The sequence below is a fragment of the Anaerotaenia torta genome (assembly GCF_050433395.1).
Lineage (GTDB): Bacteria > Bacillota > Clostridia > Lachnospirales > Lachnospiraceae > Mobilitalea > Mobilitalea torta.
In genome coordinates this window covers 48,743-67,861 of record NZ_JBNPXH010000003.1, presented here as the reverse complement: position 1 = coordinate 67,861, position 19,119 = coordinate 48,743, and the positions used below count along the sequence as shown (strand labels likewise).

Sequence of the window (19,119 nt, the reverse complement as noted above, 5' to 3'; positions counted from 1 at the left end):
TGTTACTTATCATAAAGATGACATACAACAAAGTGATCCTTTTCAATCTCTCTCACTACCGGCACTTCTGTCTTACATCTTTCCATACACCGATTGCATCTGGTATGGAATTTGCATCCCGAAGGCGGATTGGCCGGAGAAGGAATGCTTCCCTCCAGGATAATCCGGTTCATCTTCTTCTCAGGATCCGGTACAGGAGCGGCGCTTAATAATGCCTGGGTATAGGGGTGAGCCGGATTACTGAAAATATCCTTCTTTCCACCATACTCAACCATGCTGCCCAGATACATAACACCTACGGTGTCGGAGATATGCTCCACGACAGACAGATCATGGGAGATAAATAAATAGGTCAGATTGCGGCTATCCTGTAAATCCTTCAGCAAATTGATAATCTGCGCCTGGATAGATACATCCAGGGCGGAGACAGGCTCATCGCATACAATAAACTCGGGATTTAGTGCAAGCGCCCTCGCAATACAAATTCTCTGCCTCTGTCCTCCCGAGAATTCATGGGGATAGCGGTCTTTGTGGTAGGGCTGCAGACCGCAGGAAGCCATAATATCATCCAGATATTCCTCATACTGATTGTCAGGAACAATCCTGTGCTGCTTTACTGCCTCTCCGATAATCTCACCGACCGGTAATCTAGGAGAGAGGCTGGAATAAGGATCCTGGAAGATAATCTGCATCTTCGTTCTCACGGCCCTTAATTCCTGTTTATTCATTTTGAAAATATCCTTACCGTTAAACAGAACCTCGCCATCCGTTTTTTCCTGTAATCTAAGAATGGTTCTTCCGGCAGTAGATTTTCCGCAGCCGGATTCTCCAACCAGACCCATAGTGGTTCCCCTTTTTATCTGAAAGCTGATACCGTCAACCGCCTTTACTTCACCCTTCTGTCTTGACAAAGCGCCGGTTTTAATCGGAAAATATTTCTTCAGTTCCTTTACTTCCAGAATGATATCATCTGCTGTATTATCTTTTCTTTTCTTATCGGCCATTGCTTATCCCCTCCTTCTGCCCGCCTGCATGAAGATAGCAGGATACCGCATGAGTCGGTGTCAGGTAGACTTCCTTTGGATATTCTCCCTCGCATGCGCCAATGCACTGCTCGCAGCGATCCTTAAAATAGCAGTAATTCGGCATGTCAATAGGATTTGGCACTTTCCCGGGAATACTGTAGAGACGGTCGACCTCTTTACCAACAACAGGCTTGCTGTTCATCAGCCCGATGGTATAGGGATGCAGAGGATTCTTAAAAATCTCCGTTGCCAGGCCACGTTCTACTATCCTTCCGGCATACATTACCACTACAAAATCTGCCATTTCTGCAATGACACCCAGGTCATGGGTAATCAGCATGATACTGCTATTGGTCTGATCCTTCAAATTGCGCAGAAGCTCCAAAATCTGTGCCTGAATGGTAACATCCAGAGCGGTTGTGGGCTCATCCGCAATAATCAGTCTGGGGTTACAGGCCAGCCCCATAGCTATCATAACACGCTGACGCATACCACCGGACAATTCATGGGGATACATCTTATAAACACCCTCACTGTTGGCAATACCTACTGTCTCTAACATCTGGATGGAACGTGTTTTTACTTCCTCTTTGGGCATCTTCTGATTATGGAGAGCAATAACCTCATCAATCTGTGCGCCAATCCGGAATACCGGATTCAAACTGGTCATTGGTTCCTGGAATATCATGGAGAGCATATTGCCTCTCAGCTTCTGCATCTCTACAGTGGGGGTTTGGGCAATATCATAAACCTCCTTGCCTGTGTTAAACCGAATGGCTCCCTTTACAATCTGTCCCTGGGGTCTTTGAACCAATTGCATAATAGACAGACTGGTTACTGATTTACCACAGCCGGATTCTCCTACCACACCTACGGTTTTCCCTTGCGGAATATCAAAAGACACACCATCTACGGCTTTCACGGTGCCGACATCCGTATAGAAATAGGTATGCAGATTATCAAATTCCACTACGTTCTCCGGATTTTTCATCTTCGTAATATATTCCTCTCTCGGAACATTCTTACGCTTCTTCTTTTTTTCCATCTGACTGGTTATCTTCCAGTTCTCTTTGGAAATCCTGTGCGCTTCCTTGCCGGAGATGTAATTAACGTTTTTTGCTTTTTTCTGCTTTAATAATCCCATTTCCTCACCTACCTCTTCATCTTGGGATCAAATGCATCCCGCAATCCATCGCCAATAAAATTAAAGCCCAGAACAGTAATCAATATCAGAAAGCCTGCCGGCATCCATACAAACAAATAACTTTTCATAACATGGATATTATTTACCGCATTGATAATATTACCCCAGGAGGCAAGGGGGAATTTCACACCCAAGCCAAGGAAGCTCAATGTCGCCTCCGTCAGAATAATGCTGCCCAAGCTCATAGTTGCAATAACAGTCAACTGGGGAATAACATTAGGAACCAGATGCTTAAAGATTCTTTTCGGAACACTGATACCTAAGGCCTCCGTAGCAATCATGAACTCCTGCTCTCTGAGGGAAAGGATCTGCCCGCGGACCATTCTGGCAATCGAGGGCCATCCTAGAAGGCCAAGAATCAGCATTAACATATAAAGCCGCTGCATCGGGTCAATTTTCATGTAGTCCATAATAGACCCCATAATGATATAAAGGGGCATGGAGGGAATACAATACATAATATCCACAATACGCATAATAAGAGTATCCACCCATTTTCCAAAATATCCTGCAATACCGCCCATAATGACTCCAAGAAAGGTCTCAATGAACACTACCGCAAAGCCAAGCATCAGAGATACCCTACCCCCATACATCAACCGGGTCAGAATATCCATTCCATTGCCGTCCGTCCCTACCGGATGTGCCTTTGAAGGCGCTTCGTAAATATTATTTAACTGTGTTACCGTATATTTTCTTATGATATACTGATTATCCTTTCGAACCACCTTATACTCCACCTCATTACCGCTCTGATCCGGCAGGATGAAGCTGGAATCACCGTTTGCAACTGCTTCTGTTGCGGCGTCCTTAAACTCAATGGTCAGGAATTCATCCACAACCGCATTAATGGTCATTGTGGAAGCCATGGCATAAGCAGTTTTCTCATTGCCATTCATCAAATAGAAAATCGCAGAATTATCCTCCGCATCATACTCCATGGTATAGATTGATCCATTTACCGAAAAGGAGGAAGCTTTGGCATCAATTGCTCTCTCTGCTTCCAGGCGGAAGGCATAGTCCAAAGCAGTATCCTGGGAATAGGAATGAAATATCAGCTTCGACACAAGACTGATATCCTTAGCTATTGCAATGGAAGTGTTCTTCCCATTGTTATTGATATAGTAGGTTGTACCATCCAATTGAAAAGATGTCTCTCCAGCATCTACAGCTGCCCTATAAGCACTCTGCATCTCCTTCGTCACCTCGGCGGAGCCCTCAGCTGTAAAGCGGTCCACTCCTTTTAGACTCCTCACCGTGGCAAAGTCATCGTATTCAACAATCCGGTAGAACTCGTCCCCTTCTTTGACAATGGAATACATTATATCCTTGGCAACAAAGCTCTCTTCATTCCGGTTGATGGCCAGAATCAACTGCGCCTTAGCCACCGGAGGGAAGCTGGTGCCATCTGCATCCACATACTGATAATCCACATTAACGGCCAGTCCTGCATAATCCTTCTCTACGGCCTCCTCTACTCGAAACACCTGGGATTCCTTGTAGGGCATCAATAATCCCCCAATAAAGGAAAAAACAAACATGACCAGAATAATCACCAGTCCGATTACCGCCAGACGATTCCGGAAAAAACGTTTTGCTACAAGCATTCCGGGAGATAGAACCTTGATTCTCTGCTCATCATCGAGGGCTGTGGAAGTGCTGATATGCTCTTTTCTCTCATCTTTCTTCATGAATCACACCTCCTAATTTATTCTGACTCTTGGATCCACAACCGCATATAGAACATCTGCAATCAAGTTTCCAATAAGCGTAAGAATTGCCAGGAAGACCATATAGAACATGGAAAAAGGAATATCCCCGGTCGTCATTGCCTTATAAGAGGTATATCCAATTCCCTCAATCTGAAATAAGGTCTCCGTAATCATTGCTCCTCCGAACAATCCAGGCAGAGAAGCTCCCAGAATAGTAACAATCGGGATCAGCGTATTGCGAAAGGCATGATAATTCACAACCCTCCGCTCGGACAGTCCCTTAGCTCTTGCGGTACGGATATAATCCGAATTCAATACCTCAAGCATATTCGTTCTTGTATATCTCATAAGCGATCCGACGCTTACTATAGTCAATGTCAACACCGGCAGCACAAAATGCTTGGCAATATCTATTGCCTGTCCCACCGGACTCATTTGCTCGTGCATACGATCAATCATTCCGAATAAATCAAACCAGCCCAATTTAATTGAAAATACCCATTTTAAAACCGTCGCAAAGAAAAACGAAGGAAGGGAAATTCCAATCAAGGCAAACACACTAATGGCATAATCCGCCCTGCTGTACTGCTTTCTCGCAGCCATAATACCCAAAGGAATCGCCAAGATAATCTCTAATATAAATGATGCCGCACCCAGCATAAAGGAGTACCAGATTACTCTGGAAAATTTCTCTGTCACCGGAACATTGAAAGCCCATGAATCTCCAAACTTTCCTTGTATTGCTTGCCCTAACCAGCGAATAAATCCGGGAACAATTCCAACGTCCAAACCATAAGCAGCCTCTAACTCTGCCAACCATTGCGAATAGGACTTCCCGCCCGGAAGGGTAGCCTTCTGCCTTGCCATGCCTTCCACATAGGAGGTAGGCATGCAGCGAATTACAGTATATATAATCAAGGCGATAAAAAACAGTATAATAACACTTATTGCTAATCTTTTTATAAGAAACTTCCGCATAAGATGCATCCCCAATCTTTATACTAATAGCCTGTACCAGACACTGACCTGTGGCAAGCCGGTTGTCCTAGGTTATAACATAAGCATAAGAATGCCATGAAATTAATCATGGCACTCTTAAGCTTATTACATGATCATTAATTGCTGGTTATTTTAACTCAATTGTATAAATCTCTGCTATCCAGTCATACCATGTGGTAACATCCGGGGTAACAGTATCCATATTCACACGCTCTCCGCTGAATACAATACAGTTCTGCCTCTGATAAACCGGAATCTCAACTGCCCAATCCATAACGATATCAAGGCACTGCTTATATGCTGCCTTTCTATAAGTCTGATCATCGCTCTTTCTTGCATCCATAATTAAGGTGTCCAGGTCAGAATCTGCAATATGATAATGGTTGCTGTCTGTTCCGCCCTTGCCCACTGCGTTAGTGCTGTGGTAAACCTGGTACATATCAGGATCAATTGTTGCCTGCCATGCTGCACACCATAATTCCTGCTGAGCCGCATCCATTCTCTCCCAGAGAACCGCTGAATCCGCAAGATCGTCTACCGTTAAAGTAAAGCCAATACTCTTTAACGCTGCTGCAGCATCCGTTAAAATCGCAAAGGAAGGATGATCTCCCTCGCCATCGCCAGGAATCATAACGGTATATTCCATCTTAGCGCCAGCCGGAGCTGCTGTTACCATACCGTTTGATACAGTATAGCCGGCTGCTTCAAAGTAACCCAGAGCTGCTTTTAAAGCTGCTGCATATTTATCTTCCGAACTCATGGAAGCGGTATAGATGGGATTACCATTCACATCCTTGGAGAAAGCAACTGCATAGTCGGCATCCGACTTCTGAGGTGCCGCCCAGGAAGTATTAGAGATGGGGTAGTTAATGATACTTGCAGCATCCCCATAATAGGTATCAATTGCAACATCACGATATACGGAAAGAACGGTGGACAAAGCCTTTCTCAGATTCTTGGATGCCTCGGAAGCGGGTTCTCCGCCAACATTCACTCTGTCTGCGTTCATACCAATATAACCATAACCGCGATTATCCACACGGTTGGTCACAATCTTATCTCCGGACAATTCACCGTTGCTGTTCATTTCTGCAATCTGCTCAAACACGGTCTTGCTTCCGGAGGGATTAGAAATATCGATCGTTCCCTGCTCAATACCGGTGACCTTATCTGCTGAGTTAGTCTCTTTCCACTGCATGTACTTCGTCTTGGGCGCACCCTGGTAATAATTCTCGTTGGCTTCAAAGAATACTACCTTATTCTCATACTTAACGTACTTAAAAGGACCTGCACCCAAAGGCTTGGTCGTCTTGCCCTTAACGATGGACAAATCCCCTCTCGGGAAGCCGAACTTGTTATTCTCATAGTCATACTGGGAAACATCACCATAGTAATGTAAAGGTGCTACGATAATGCCTGCAATCTGATAAACCGCAGTAGCATCATAGCCCTTGGTTGTAACCTGGACTTCGGTGTTGCTAAGCTTTTTAATACCTTCAATATTGGCAACATCCGAACCTTCGCCGGCTGCTTTCTTCGCTTCAACCAGGGCAGTGGTAGCCAGCGCCGCTGCATCTGCATCAAGATAAGCCGCATCGCCATAGTTAGCTGCCAGCGTCTTATAATCAGAGCCGTACTGAGCAATTACATCTTCTACTACCTGCTTCGCATCAGCTACAGCTGAGGAATCATAATTCTCATCAATGCTGTAGAAGGAGGCAAAGAGATCCTTTTGCTCCGGATAGGCATCAGTATATTTCTTATAGCTTTCGTTACCATATAGAGTACCGCACCACTCATACTCTTCCTCCAGAAGAGGACGAACCAGTTTATCAGCAAACTGCTGCTTTAAGTCATCGTTAGGCTCAGCAAGCATCTTATTTACATCCTCAGTGGTAATCGTATCCGCTGCGGAGCTGTTAGCACGATAATTCTTCATACCGATAATCGGCTGGGAATATAATGTGCTTGAACCATCATAGGACGGATCGGATAATACGTAATAAGTAAAAATAATATCATCCGCATCCATCACTTCACCATCACTGAACTTAACATCATCCCTGATCTTAATGTAATAGGTGGTAGTATCGGCTGCTGTATCAATATTGATATCAAGATCAGCTATTCCGTTATAAGTATAGTCAGTTCCGTTATAGGCAACGGTCTCACCCTCAATTGCATTGAAAATGATAGCGCCCCCTCTGTCCGTTGTCAACAGCGAAACACCTGTAACATTTGCCACATCCTGGTCCATTACCGTATCTGCAAAAAACGGGCTGAACTTCTCGCTGAATGCATCATAACCAACCACCAACGGGGTTGTGTTCTCCTCTGTCTCCCCTGCTCCCGGTTCCTCTCCTGCAGCATCAGTAGGAGCTGCTGTGGCCTCCGGCGCCTTGGTAGGAGTCTGATCATCGGTCTTAGTCTTCTTGCCGCAGGCAGCCAGTGACATGATGCACATGGTCAGAACCAGCAGAATAGATAAGACTTTATTCATTTTCTTCATTCTCTTTACCTCCACTTTCTTTTTTATATTTAAGCGTTTTAAACGCATAAATAACTGTTTTTAATCTTCCTTTACCGTGTAACTCCCTGTCATCCTGCTTTTTAACAGGATTATGCCGCACAGAAATACCAGAACCATACTGCCAAGAAAAACGATTTCCTCCGCTATCCTCTCCGTCTTCTCCCCAAAAAAGAAAAAGCACAGACTTCCAATTACTGTAATGCTGCTTAATACCAACTGACCAATTGAAGATCTGCGAATCCGGTTTACTGATTTGTCATAAGCCGCAAACTCCAGCTTATCCCCCACTGTCAGAAATTTTACCGCTCCCAGCAAATTAAATACCACCGGAAAAAACAAACAGGCATAGGGCAATGCCACATACATCACTCTTCCGGTGTTAGTATTCAACATCCCGGCCCCTGCCATTGCAAGCATGCCGCACAATGTTAACGTTAAACTATATCTCTTTATCTTCCTTAGCTCTGCTTCACTGTGCCGGGCAATATAGTACTTTCCGGTGTATTCTGCCTTCTCTTTTATCTTACCGTTTGGCTGCAGATAGGGGATCAATTTGTAATCTTTTTGATATTTTTTCATGGGGCAACCTTTGACGGATAGCTTTCAATTCTAAGTTGAGAATGATCTAATGAAAAAAAAGCTCATGATTAAAGTATTATGGAGCATGCTTCACCACTAAGCTTCCTTACCTAGTACTCTCAAATATGCCAGCTATATTAACTAAGTTACTATAAGATATAAATCTGGGGCTTTCTTTCAAACTGTCCACGGTACGCGTACAATTGACCTCCTGCACCTAACTCCTCAGACCATTATAATCGTTCTCATGGCTATTGTCAAGTCTGCAATCCAAGCTTCCTGTATTTACTATCATTTTTTTCGACAGGTTAAAATCCCCGCCTCCTAACACCTTTTTCACACCGGCTCATATAATATGATTGAGGTTTTATAAAGGAATCGGAGACTGCGATGTCCTACAAATATCAGATCGGGATATTCGGCGGCGATACACGCCAGGCATATATGGCCGCATTATTTTCAGCAAAGGGTTATCCCACAGCCGTCTGCCGCACACCGGTGGAAGTCGTGCCGGGAAGCTTTGCCTCACTGCCATCCCTGGAGGAATTATTTCAAAGTTGCCGGATTCTCATCGGCCCTATTCCCTTCACCAGAGACCAGGTTACAATCTATACTTCCTCTATAGCCGGATCAGCAGCCCCTTCACCCCTATTGCCTGAGGATATGACCGTGGAGCATGCCGCCGGACTGCTGACGGAGGGCCATCTGCTGTTTGGCGGTGTTCTTCCTCCCTCCATTATAAAGGCCTGTGAAACAAAAGGAATCTTTTTCCACGATCTGATGAAGGATGAGAGAATTGCCATACTGAATGCCATAGCGACTGCCGAAGGTACCATCATGGAAGCAATTGCAGGCAGTGACCGCAATCTGCACGGCAGCAAATGCCTGGTTCTCGGCTATGGACGGTGTGCCAGAGTACTGGCCGCCAAGCTCAAGGCTATGGACGCCCATGTTCTGGCAGCGGCCCGGAGTGCCGAGGCGGTTGCATATGCCGAGGCTGCCGGATTGTCGTCGCTGTTCCTTCCATATATTAAATGCGTTCTGCCCTCCTGTGACTTTATCTTCAATACCATACCAGCTCCAGTTCTCACCCCTGACTGTCTGGATTATGTGGATAAACACGCCTGCATTATTGACATTGCTTCCGCTCCCGGCGGTGTGGACTTTACCTATGCCGCAAAACTCGGCCTGAACGCCAGGCTCTGTCTGGGTCTGCCCGGCAAAGTGGCTCCCAGGACTTCTTCCGATATCCTGGTAACTGCCATTGATTCTGTAATTAAACAACAAGCGGAAAAAACAAAATCCGTTCTTGATGTTTAAACAACGAGCGGGAAAAACCAGAACCCGCTCTTATGTTAGCAACGAGCGGGAAAAATCAGAACCCGCTCTTATATTAGCAACGAGCAACAGAGGGAGGTATAAAATGAATCTTCTAGGGAAAAATATAGGGGTGGCTCTGACCGGCTCCTATTGCACTTATGACGAAGTATTTCCTCAGATGGAACGCATGATACAGGAACAGGCCAATGTCACCGCTATCTTTTCGGAGCATTCCCAGGTGACGGACACACGCTTCGGCGCTGCCGGAAGCTTTCTTTTGAAAGCGCAGACCATGACGGGCAGAGATCCGATCACATCCATCGTAGCGGCAGAAAAGGTCGGCCCAAAGAATCTGTTTGATATCTTAATCATAGCCCCCTGTACCGGCAATACCCTGGCGAAGCTTGCCAACGGCATAACCGATACCACGGTCCTGATGGCCGCAAAAAGCCAGCTTCGCAATCAGAAGCCGGTGGTTATCGCTATGGCTACCAATGATGCACTGGGCAACAACCTGAGGAATATCGGACATCTGCTCGGTACCAAGAACATATATTTTGTCCCTTTTGGACAGGATAATTACAGGAATAAACCCAATTCCATGGTTGCACATTTCGATCTGATGCTGCCCGCTATGGAAGAAGCCCTGGAAGGCAGGCAGCTCCAGCCGGTAGTGCTTGCACCGGGCTGATCAAGGATTAGGAATCCCAGAGTTTACAGACCTCAAAGAAAGGCGTGCTTATTGATATGTGTGGAATTGCCGGTTTTTGTAATATAAGAGAGGATTACACAAGAGATTATAACAAATGGAATCGTATCCTGGCGGATATGAAGAACAGACTGACCCATCGGGGACCGGATGACGAGGATACCCTGCTCCTGCCCCAGGCCGGACTGGCCCACACCCGCCTGTCTGTCATAGACCTCAACCGGGGCCATCAGCCAATGAGAAAGCAGAAGGCCGGAGCTTCCCCTATACCGCCGGCAATGTATACCATCGTTTATAACGGAGAGCTTTATAATACCGCAGAATTAAGAGATTCTCTTATCAGCATGGGTTACTCCTTCCGGACTCATACGGATACGGAGGTTATCCTGACCGGCTTCATGGCCCTGGGGAGCGAATTTGTCAAATCTTTAAACGGATGCTTCTCCTTCGCCGTATGGGATGAAGGCAGCCGCACCCTGTACCTGGCAAGGGACCGGTTCGGTATCAAGCCTTTGTTTTATACCATTGCAGACCAGACCATCGTCTTCTCCTCAGAGATTAAGGGATTATTGGAATATCCGGGGATCAGACCGAGAGTGGATGCAGACGGATTGTGTGAAATCTTCGGCCTGGGTCCCGCCAAGTCCTATGGCAAGGGAGTATTCAAGGATATTCATGAAGTTCTGGCCGGGCATCTTCTGATCTTCCGGGAACAGGGAATGACGGAACAGCCTTATTGGAAGCTGATCAGCGCCCCTCATGAGGACACCTATGAGGATACGGTAGAGAAGACCTCCTTCCTCTTATACGATGCGGTGAAACGCCAGATGATCTCCGATATTCCCATCTGCACCCTTCTGTCCGGCGGTCTGGACAGCAGCCTGGTTACCGCCATTTGTGCCAAAGAACTGAAGAAGCAGGGGAAGGAGCTTCGGACCTATTCCTTCGATTTTAAAGAAAACAGCAAATATTTTCAATCCAATTCCTTTCAGCCCTCCGAGGACCGTCCTTATGTGGACATTATGGTAAAAGCCGCCGGCAGCCGCCATACCTATCTGGAGTGTGACAATCTTGATCTGGTGGATTATTTATACCCTGCGGTGGATGCCAGGGATCTTCCCAATATGGCGGATGTAGAATCCTCCCTGCTTTATTTCTGCCGGCAGGTAGCCGCAGAGACAAGGGTCACCCTGACCGGCGAGTGTGCGGATGAAATTTTCGGAGGCTATCCCTGGATCAACCGGCCTGAGCTGATGGAAGTGAATACCTTTCCCTGGTCGAACAGTATGGAGACCCGCAAGCTCCTGCTGTCCCAGGATTTATTATCGTCACTGGATCTGGACGCCTATGTCCGGGCCGCTTATGAAAAAACCCTGTCCCAGGTTCCCCGTCTGGAAGGGGAGAACAAGACCGAGGCCCGCCGGAGGGAGATCGCCTATCTCAATTTAAAATGGTTCATGGTAACTTTATTGGACCGCATGGACCGGTGCAGTATGAATTCCGGTCTTGAGGCAAGAGTGCCCTTTGCGGATCACCGCATTGTTGAATACGTCTGGAATGTTCCCTGGTCCATGAAAGCCCGGAACGGCGTTGTCAAGGGACTGCTCCGGGACGCGGGTCGGGGACTCATCCCCGAAGAAATCCTGCTGCGCCGAAAGAGCCCCTATCCTAAGACCTACCACCCGGACTATGAGAAGCTTCTGGGCAGCCGCCTGCTGGAGGTGATCTCCGATCCCAATGCTCCCATCCGCCCTCTCATTGACATTAATAAGGTAAGAATCTTCCTTGAAGCCCCTTCCGATTACGGAAAGCCCTGGTACGGACAGCTGATGGCAGGCCCCCAGATGGTGGCATACCTGCTGCAGGTCAACTACTGGCTGGAGAAATACAAGATCGAACTGGTATAAGGAATCAATAGCGATCAGGCTGCCGCGGCTGAAATTAATAGTCTGCAAAAACCGCCGGAAACAGGAAGCTGTTTCCGGCGGCCTTTCATATTTGACCCATATTACCTATCTCTGGATGACTTTGCAATTCCGTACATAATCCAAATGAGGCCCACCACCTTCATTCCGACGGACAATCCCAGAGAGCAGCCCTGAATAAATTCTCCCACTTCCGATACGGCTCCCATGTCCATCGGAAGAAGACTTCCGATTACTGTGATCGCAACCCCGATCAGTATGTCTTTATGATGCTTCGTCTTCTCATACAGCCTGACGATTTCCAGTATGGTCTCATTATTAATTCTTTGTTCGTTTGTTCCGTCGGATTTTTCTCCTGCGAGCAGCTCACTTATGGATATATCCAGCTCCCTGCAGAGAGGCTCATAAAGGGAAGCATCCGGCATACTCCTTCCGCATTCCCATTTTGATACCGATTTATCTGTGACACCAAGCCTCACCGCCAGCTCTGCCTGGGTATAATTCCTGGCCTTTCTGCGCTCAGCAATTAATTTACCGATCTTTTCCCGATCCATACGGTACTCTCCTTATCATTTTAATTTGTGCTGATTTCAGATTAGTATATTTTATAGCATCTGTAAACCTACCGTTGGTAGAATCTCGGTAGAATATGGGTTACCGCCTTAAGCCGACACAAAAAAGCTGTCCGAAACCAATATGGGATCGGACAGCCCTCTGTCTGCAATGCCGGTATTTTATTGTTCTTTCACGCCTTATTTCTCAGTGTTGGGCTTTTCAAGCTCCACAATTGCACTTTTCTTCATCGGAATTCTGCAGTTCTTATTATTGCCGAATTCTACAATTACGATATCATCCATCACATCGATTACCACTCCGTAGAAACCGCCGGTAGTTACCACGCTATCTCCGGCCGCCAAAGTGGAAAGCATTACATTCATCTTCTTCTGCTGCTTTCTCTGAGGACGAATCAGCATGAAGTAAAGCAATCCTCCCAGAAAAATAACCTGGACAGCTAAGATCACCATAGAGCCTCCGCCTGCTCCGGCTGTATCTTCCGCTAATAACATAAAATGATTCATTTGATAATCCTCCTGATAATTTTAATTGTTTTCTTTGATTTATTATTAATTATTATTTGTTACTCTGTACCTTTCTTATCTGTCCTTCTTTTCTCTGCCGCCTTAGTCCTCACTCCCGGCAAAGCCCTCCAGGCGCATCTTCTTATATTCATTATAACGCCTTTCCCGGATTGCCTCCCGGATCTCCTCCATCATATGGTTATAGAAATACAAATTATGAAGAACCAGCAGTCTCATCCCCAGCATTTCCTTTGCTTTAAGGAGATGCCTGATATAGGAACGGCTGTAATGCATACAGGCGGGGCAGCCGCAGCCTTCTTCAATCGGCCTGTCATCCAGCTCATATTTTGCATTCAGCAGATTCATTTTTCCGCTGTTGGTATAGGCATGTCCATGCCTGCCATTCCTTGTGGGATATACACAGTCAAAGAAGTCCACACCACGGTCCACTGCCTCCAGTATATTGGCCGGTGTTCCGACTCCCATGAGATAGACCGGCTTATGCAGCGGAAGATAGGGTACCGTCTCTTCTATAATACGGTACATCTCTTCGTGGCTTTCTCCTACCGCCAGACCTCCCAGAGCGTATCCGTCCAGCTCCAGTTCTGAAATCACCTTCGCATGCTCCATCCGGATATCTTCAAAGGTGCCTCCCTGATTGATGCCAAAGAGCATCTGCCGCTTGTTGATCGTGTCCTCCAGGCCGTTCAGCCGATCCATCTCCGTCTTGCACCTTCTCAGCCATCGGGTGGTCCGGTCTACGGAATTCTGCATATATTCTCTGGTTGCCGGATGCGGCGGACATTCATCAAAGGCCATGGCTATGGTGGAAGCCAGATTAGACTGAATCTGCATACTTTCTTCCGGTCCCATAAATATTTTGCGGCCGTCTACATGGGAATTAAAATAAACGCCCTCTTCCTTAATCTTACGGAGCCCCGAAAGAGAAAACACCTGAAATCCCCCGGAATCCGTAAGAATCGGCCTGTCCCATACCATGAACCTGTGAAGCCCTCCCATCTGCTTCACCACCTTATCACCGGGCCTGACATGCAGATGATAGGTATTGGACAGCTCCACCTGTGTGCCGATTGTCTTCAGATCCATGGTAGAAACCGCCCCTTTAATTGCAGCAGCTGTCCCCACGTTCATGAATACAGGGGTTTGTATGGTTCCATGGACAGTCTCAAACTCAGCGCTCTTCGCCCTGCCGTCCTGCTCAATAATTTTGTACATATCGCTGTTAATCCTGCTTTCTTCCTTGCTCTCCCAATTCTTGATCTGTCTTACGCCATCGCTGTCTTTCCTGCATAGCATTACAAGTATACCTTTAAAACGCCATATTTTCAACTAAAATATATAAGTTAATAAATTATTTATGAAATTCATTCCATCTCCTGTCCCCCTCTTTCCATTTACAAAAAAGACGACATCCCTCTTTATTCGACATAATTCCTTTGTATATAATGTATAGTTTTATCCCATTTTTTGAGCAAAATATGAATATTTCATAATACATATTGCAAATTTCTTACATGATTGATAAAATGTAGATAATTGCTTTACATGTAAATCATTGGCAAATATATTGCAGTGCAACTTTTGATTATATTATTTAAGGAGGTGCGCCATGTCGATTAAGAAATCCTTGCGGATATTATTGATTCTATCCTCAATGATCCCTGTTATTCTGATCTCTGTGATCGTACATGGCCTGCTGACAAACCGGCTGGTTGAAATGAATACCCAGAATATTCTTCGCCTGGCGGAAACAAGCAAGAAGGGGCTTCAAGCACTTCTGGAAGCCCAGCACACCGAGGTGTCCCTGCTCTCCATTCAGGACGAGCTCCTTCAGGCCGCAGAGCAGAGCAGCCGCGACCATACCTTCTCGCCCGATGCGGTGAACGAACTGCTGAATATGCGCTGCAGCAGCTACGACTTCTGTGAACGTATCTCTCTGTATAATATCCGCAATGAGGTGATTGCCAGTTCCGATACCTCTGTCATCGGCACCTCTACCGGCTCCGATCTGACCCTGACCTATATGCTGGCAACCAAGGACACTGCCATAGCAGTTGACGGTATCCGTCCCATGGTCAGAGAAGGTGAGACGATCTATTCCATGGAAATCGGTTCTCCCATCCTTGACAGTCATACCGGCCAGATCTATGGCTATATCATCAGTACCATCAATATCTCCTATTTTGAGAAATACCTGAATTCCATTACCATAGGTGATTCCGGCTTTTGCATCCTTCTTGACGGTTCCGGCAAGGTGATCTATCATCCGGATGCCTCGCGGATCGGTGCTCCCATCGGTTCCGAGAAACTGTCCTCCCTGGTGAATGCCTACAATCGGGGAGGTCTGACCTCTGACGGCAGCTTCGAATACAGCAACGAAGGCGTTGATCAGATCTATGGATACAGCATTCTTCCCGAACTGAACTGGGTGCTTCTGGTGAAGCAGAATCTCTCGGATATCCAATCCGTCACCTCCATCGTGCTGATGGTTCTGATGGAGGTCTGTGCTGTCCTGCTGGTTGCCGTCACTCTGTCCGCCAACTATCTGGCGCGGATCGTCTCCTCTCCCATCATTGCACTCCGGGATGCCATGCGCACCGCGGCCGAGGGCACTCTTACCGTCCAGTCCAATATTAAGGGAAATAATGAACTGGCCGAGCTATCCAAGAATTTTAATAAGATGCTGCATATCCTCAAGGTAAATTATGAGGACCTGTCTTCCATGCATGAGGAACTGCTATCCAACGAGGAGCTGCTTCGCTCCAACTATGATCATATCGAATTCCTGGCATACCATGACACCCTGACCAACCTTCCCAATAAGCTGGCCTTTTTGGAATATATGAATTCTACTTTGCTGAACTCGAATGCCAACGAGAAGATTCATGCGGTATATTTTGTGGATCTGGATAATTTTAAGACGGTAAACGACACCCTGGGCCACGAATACGGGGATGAGCTTCTGGTGAAGACAGCCGAGCTTCTGACCGCCATTAAGGGAGATAGCGGTATGCTGGCCAGGGCCGGAGGAGATGAGTTCCTGCTGTTTAGGGAAGATATTCTTTCCAGGGAGGAAGCAGTAGAATTCGCCTCCCGGATCATAGAAGGCTTCCGCTCTCCCCTGCGCCTTGACGAAGAGACCGTATACATATCCATGAGCATCGGCATCTCCATCTACCCCGAAAACGGCCTGTCACCCAGGACATTGATTAAGAATGCGGACATTGCCATGTATAAGTCCAAAGACACCGGTAAGAACAAGTTCACTCTTTTTGATGCCACGATGGAAGAAGAGCTTAACCGCAATACTCAGATTACCGATATCCTGCGCAGCTCCATTGAGAACCGCGAGATCTACCTGCAGTATCAGCCCCTGGTTGAGCTGGATTCCAATGCAATCATAGGCTTTGAAGCTCTGATGCGGATACGCAACGACCGTCTGGGCCAGCTAAAACCCAGTGAATTCATACCAATTGCCGAGGAGAGCGGCATGATTATCGAACTGAGCGCCTGGCTGATCCGGGAAGCCTGCCATTTTAACAAACGATTAATGGATCTGGGCTTCAAGCCGCGGCCGGTCTCTGTGAATATCTCCTCCGTGCAGATCAACCGCCCCGGCTTTATCAATATGCTTTCCGAAATTCTTGAGGAAACACAGCTTCCTCCCATGTATCTTGAGCTGGAAATCACAGAAAGCACCCTGGTATCTTCCTTAGTGGACGCAACCATGCTGCTGAACAGCCTGCAGGAGCTGGGTGTTAAAATCTCCCTGGACGATTTTGGGACAGGCTATTCCTCGCTGAACTATCTTACCAGTATGCCAATCAATACCTTGAAGATAGACAAGTCCTTTATTGACAGCATCTGTATCCGGGAGAAGGATTCCCGGATTGCGGAATCCATTATACAACTGGCGCACAGCCTGGATATCAAGGTGGTTGCGGAAGGAGTCGAAAGCGAGGATCAGCTGACGCTTCTTCGCAAAAGACATTGTGATGTCGTCCAGGGCTTCATTTACAGCCCTCCCTTGCATCCTCTTGAACTCCTTGAGCGGATTAAAGAGGATGACATGATCTATCAGTGTTCGATGTTCTGATGCCGCGAATCAGCTGTCCCGAGTTCAAAAGAGAGGCGATGCCTGCACAGCATTGCCTCTCTTCCTGCCTTACCACTCTTATTTACTTTATTTATAATACGGCTCCGGATATTATGCCTTACCGTCACAGCCCAGCACGTTCACCAGTTTATGCTTCACTACCGCCTTGATATTATTCCTTGCCGGAGTAAGATATTGTCTGGGATCAAAATGAGCCGGGTTGTTGAACATATGCTCCCGGATGCCTGCCGTAAAGGCCAGTCTCAAATCGGAGTCAATATTAATCTTACATACTGCCATCTTAGCCGCCTGCCGGAGCATATCCTCGGGAATGCCGATGGCATCGTCCATCTTGCCGCCAAACTTCTGAATGATCTCCACATATTCCTGGGATACACTGGAAGCTCCGTGCAATACGATGGGGTAGCCCGGAAGTCTTCTGCCTACTTCCTCCAGAATGTCAAAACGAAGCTGCGGCTTCTGGCCGGGTTTGAACTTAAAGGCACCGTGGCTTGTACCGATCGCGATGGCAAGAGAGTCTACTCCGGTCCTGCTTACAAACTCTTCTACTTCCTCGGGCCTGGTATAGGAAGCATCCTCCGCCTTGACATTGACATCATCCTCTATCCCTGCCAGCTTCCCCAGCTCTCCTTCTACAACACAGCCATGAGCATGTGCATATTCAACAACCTTCTTGGTCAGGGCAATGTTATCCTCAAAACTGTGTTTGGATCCATCAATCATGACAGAGGTGAAGCCGCCGTCAATACACGCTTTGCAGATCTCAAAATCCTCACCATGATCCAAATGAAGTGCAATGGGAAGGTCCGTGTCTGCCAGGGCCGCCTCAACCAGCTTGACAAGATAAGTATGCTTTGCGTACTTTCTCGCTCCGGCGGAAACCTGCAATATCACCGGTGCATTTAATTCCTTGGCAGCCTCGGTAATCCCTTGAATGATCTCCATATTGTTCACGTTAAAAGCACCTATCGCATAGCCGCCGGCATATGCTTTCTGAAACATATCTTTCGTCGTAACTAAAGCCATAATCCAATCCATCCTTTCCGTATTGTTCAATATTTTCACTGCTCTTGTTCCTTACCTATTCATTATACCACAAAATTATCCAATGAAAAGGATTTTTATCATATCTGTTGCCAAATTCTCAGCCATGAATTAAAATAAATACGTGCCATAATTGGCACCGGAAAGGAAATACCAATGGATGCAAAACGAGTCTCAGATTCAATTACGGAACAGGTACAAATACTGATGCCCTCCCATATCAACGGAACAGACCGTCTGTTTGGCGGACAGCTGGTGGAATGGATTGATGTGGTGGCTGCAGTCGTTGCCAGAAGGCACTGCGGACGCAATGTCACAACCGCCGCCATTGACAATCTGCAGTTTAAGGCAGGAGCATTTATCAATAATACCCTGGTTTTAATCGGGCATATCACCTATGTGGGCAACACCTCCATGGAGGTGAGGGTCGATACCTATGTAGAGGATCTCCAGGGGATCCGAAAGGTTGTGAACCGGGCCTATCTTGTTATGGTTGCACTGGATGAGAACGGCCGCCCGGTAGAGGTTCCGAAGCTCATTCTCAGCAGCGAGGCGGAACGGGCCGAATGGGAGGCCGGTAAGAAACGACATGCCCTCCGCCATCAGAGACGCACGGAGGGCTTCTGAGCCGCAGAGTTACAGTTTGGCCCGCGGCAATTTGTAGTTGACACAATCCAAAGACTGTGCTAACCTTGTAAAAAATCAGAAAGTCGGTATTTATTATGTCAGAGAGCAGAAAACCATATCTGAATAGGGACGATGACCGGCAGCGCTTGCAGCTATGATACAATCTCGATAAGATTAATCTTAACAGATTTCATCATGGGTGCAGGCGCTGGTTGGCTTGCTCCCATG

15 protein-coding genes are annotated in these 19,119 nt (G+C 46.8%); 5 read left to right on the top strand and 10 right to left on the bottom strand.

Features of this window, described 5'->3' with window-relative positions:
• Positions 1-2: 2 nt before the first annotated feature.
• From HNQ56_RS06410 to HNQ56_RS06385, 6 genes are all read right to left on the bottom strand, one after another.
• Positions 3-1,004, bottom strand: coding sequence for an ABC transporter ATP-binding protein (locus HNQ56_RS06410; protein ID WP_429143918.1), 1,002 nt, complete (start codon positions 1,002-1,004; stop codon positions 3-5).
• Positions 994-2,169 carry an ABC transporter ATP-binding protein gene (locus HNQ56_RS06405; RefSeq protein WP_429143916.1) on the bottom strand — a complete coding sequence of 392 codons (1,176 nt, stop codon included), beginning with the start codon at positions 2,167-2,169 and terminating at the stop codon, positions 994-996. The genes HNQ56_RS06410 and HNQ56_RS06405 overlap by 11 nt, the downstream gene beginning before the upstream one ends.
• An 8-nt stretch (positions 2,170-2,177) precedes the next feature.
• Positions 2,178-3,920 (bottom strand): ABC transporter permease, encoded by a 1,743-nt coding sequence (locus tag HNQ56_RS06400; protein WP_429143914.1) that lies wholly within the window; start codon positions 3,918-3,920, stop codon positions 2,178-2,180.
• A gap of 12 nt (positions 3,921-3,932) precedes the next feature.
• On the bottom strand, positions 3,933-4,919 hold the full coding sequence (locus HNQ56_RS06395; protein WP_429143912.1) for an ABC transporter permease: 987 nt from the start codon (positions 4,917-4,919) through the stop codon (positions 3,933-3,935).
• A gap of 148 nt (positions 4,920-5,067) precedes the next feature.
• Positions 5,068-7,449, bottom strand: coding sequence for an ABC transporter substrate-binding protein (locus HNQ56_RS06390; protein ID WP_429143910.1), 2,382 nt, complete (start codon positions 7,447-7,449; stop codon positions 5,068-5,070).
• A 60-nt stretch (positions 7,450-7,509) separates the two neighbouring features.
• Positions 7,510-8,049: a hypothetical protein gene (locus tag HNQ56_RS06385; RefSeq protein ID WP_429143909.1), complete on the bottom strand. Its 540-nt coding sequence runs from the start codon at positions 8,047-8,049 to the stop codon at positions 7,510-7,512.
• Between the two features lie 390 nt (positions 8,050-8,439).
• On the opposite strand from HNQ56_RS06385, the gene dpsA reads away from it, so the two are divergent.
• The 3 genes from dpsA (at position 8,440) to asnB (ending at position 11,985) form a co-directional block, all read left to right on the top strand.
• A complete protein-coding gene (dpsA, locus tag HNQ56_RS06380) occupies positions 8,440-9,369 on the top strand; it encodes a dipicolinate synthase subunit DpsA (RefSeq protein ID WP_429143907.1) in 930 nt (309 codons plus the stop codon).
• A 103-nt stretch (positions 9,370-9,472) separates the two neighbouring features.
• Positions 9,473-10,060 carry a dipicolinate synthase subunit B gene (locus HNQ56_RS06375; RefSeq protein WP_429143905.1) on the top strand — a complete coding sequence of 196 codons (588 nt, stop codon included), beginning with the start codon at positions 9,473-9,475 and terminating at the stop codon, positions 10,058-10,060.
• Positions 10,061-10,116: 56 nt separating this feature from the next.
• On the top strand, positions 10,117-11,985 hold the full coding sequence (asnB, locus tag HNQ56_RS06370; RefSeq protein WP_429144447.1) for an asparagine synthase (glutamine-hydrolyzing): 1,869 nt from the start codon (positions 10,117-10,119) through the stop codon (positions 11,983-11,985).
• Positions 11,986-12,086: 101 nt separating this feature from the next.
• Here the strand turns inward: asnB and HNQ56_RS06365 are convergent, their stop codons facing one another.
• The 3 genes from HNQ56_RS06365 to tgt form a co-directional block, all read right to left on the bottom strand.
• Positions 12,087-12,557 (bottom strand): helix-turn-helix domain-containing protein, encoded by a 471-nt coding sequence (locus HNQ56_RS06365; RefSeq protein ID WP_429143904.1) that lies wholly within the window; start codon positions 12,555-12,557, stop codon positions 12,087-12,089.
• Between the two features lie 198 nt (positions 12,558-12,755).
• Complete coding sequence (gene yajC / locus HNQ56_RS06360; RefSeq protein ID WP_429143902.1) at positions 12,756-13,082, bottom strand: preprotein translocase subunit YajC; 327 nt, start codon at positions 13,080-13,082, stop codon at positions 12,756-12,758.
• A 102-nt stretch (positions 13,083-13,184) separates the two neighbouring features.
• A complete protein-coding gene (gene tgt, locus HNQ56_RS06355) occupies positions 13,185-14,318 on the bottom strand; it encodes a tRNA guanosine(34) transglycosylase Tgt (RefSeq protein WP_429144445.1) in 1,134 nt (377 codons plus the stop codon).
• A gap of 394 nt (positions 14,319-14,712) precedes the next feature.
• On the opposite strand from tgt, the gene HNQ56_RS06350 reads away from it, so the two are divergent.
• Positions 14,713-17,199 (top strand): bifunctional diguanylate cyclase/phosphodiesterase, encoded by a 2,487-nt coding sequence (locus HNQ56_RS06350; RefSeq protein WP_429143900.1) that lies wholly within the window; start codon positions 14,713-14,715, stop codon positions 17,197-17,199.
• Between the two features lie 111 nt (positions 17,200-17,310).
• On the opposite strand, the gene fba is transcribed toward HNQ56_RS06350, so the two are convergent.
• On the bottom strand, positions 17,311-18,246 hold the full coding sequence (gene fba / locus HNQ56_RS06345; protein WP_429143898.1) for a class II fructose-1,6-bisphosphate aldolase: 936 nt from the start codon (positions 18,244-18,246) through the stop codon (positions 17,311-17,313).
• A gap of 174 nt (positions 18,247-18,420) precedes the next feature.
• Between fba and HNQ56_RS06340 the strand changes: the two genes are divergently transcribed.
• A complete protein-coding gene (locus HNQ56_RS06340; protein ID WP_429143897.1) occupies positions 18,421-18,891 on the top strand; it encodes an acyl-CoA thioesterase in 471 nt (156 codons plus the stop codon).
• Positions 18,892-19,119: the final 228 nt, after the last annotated feature.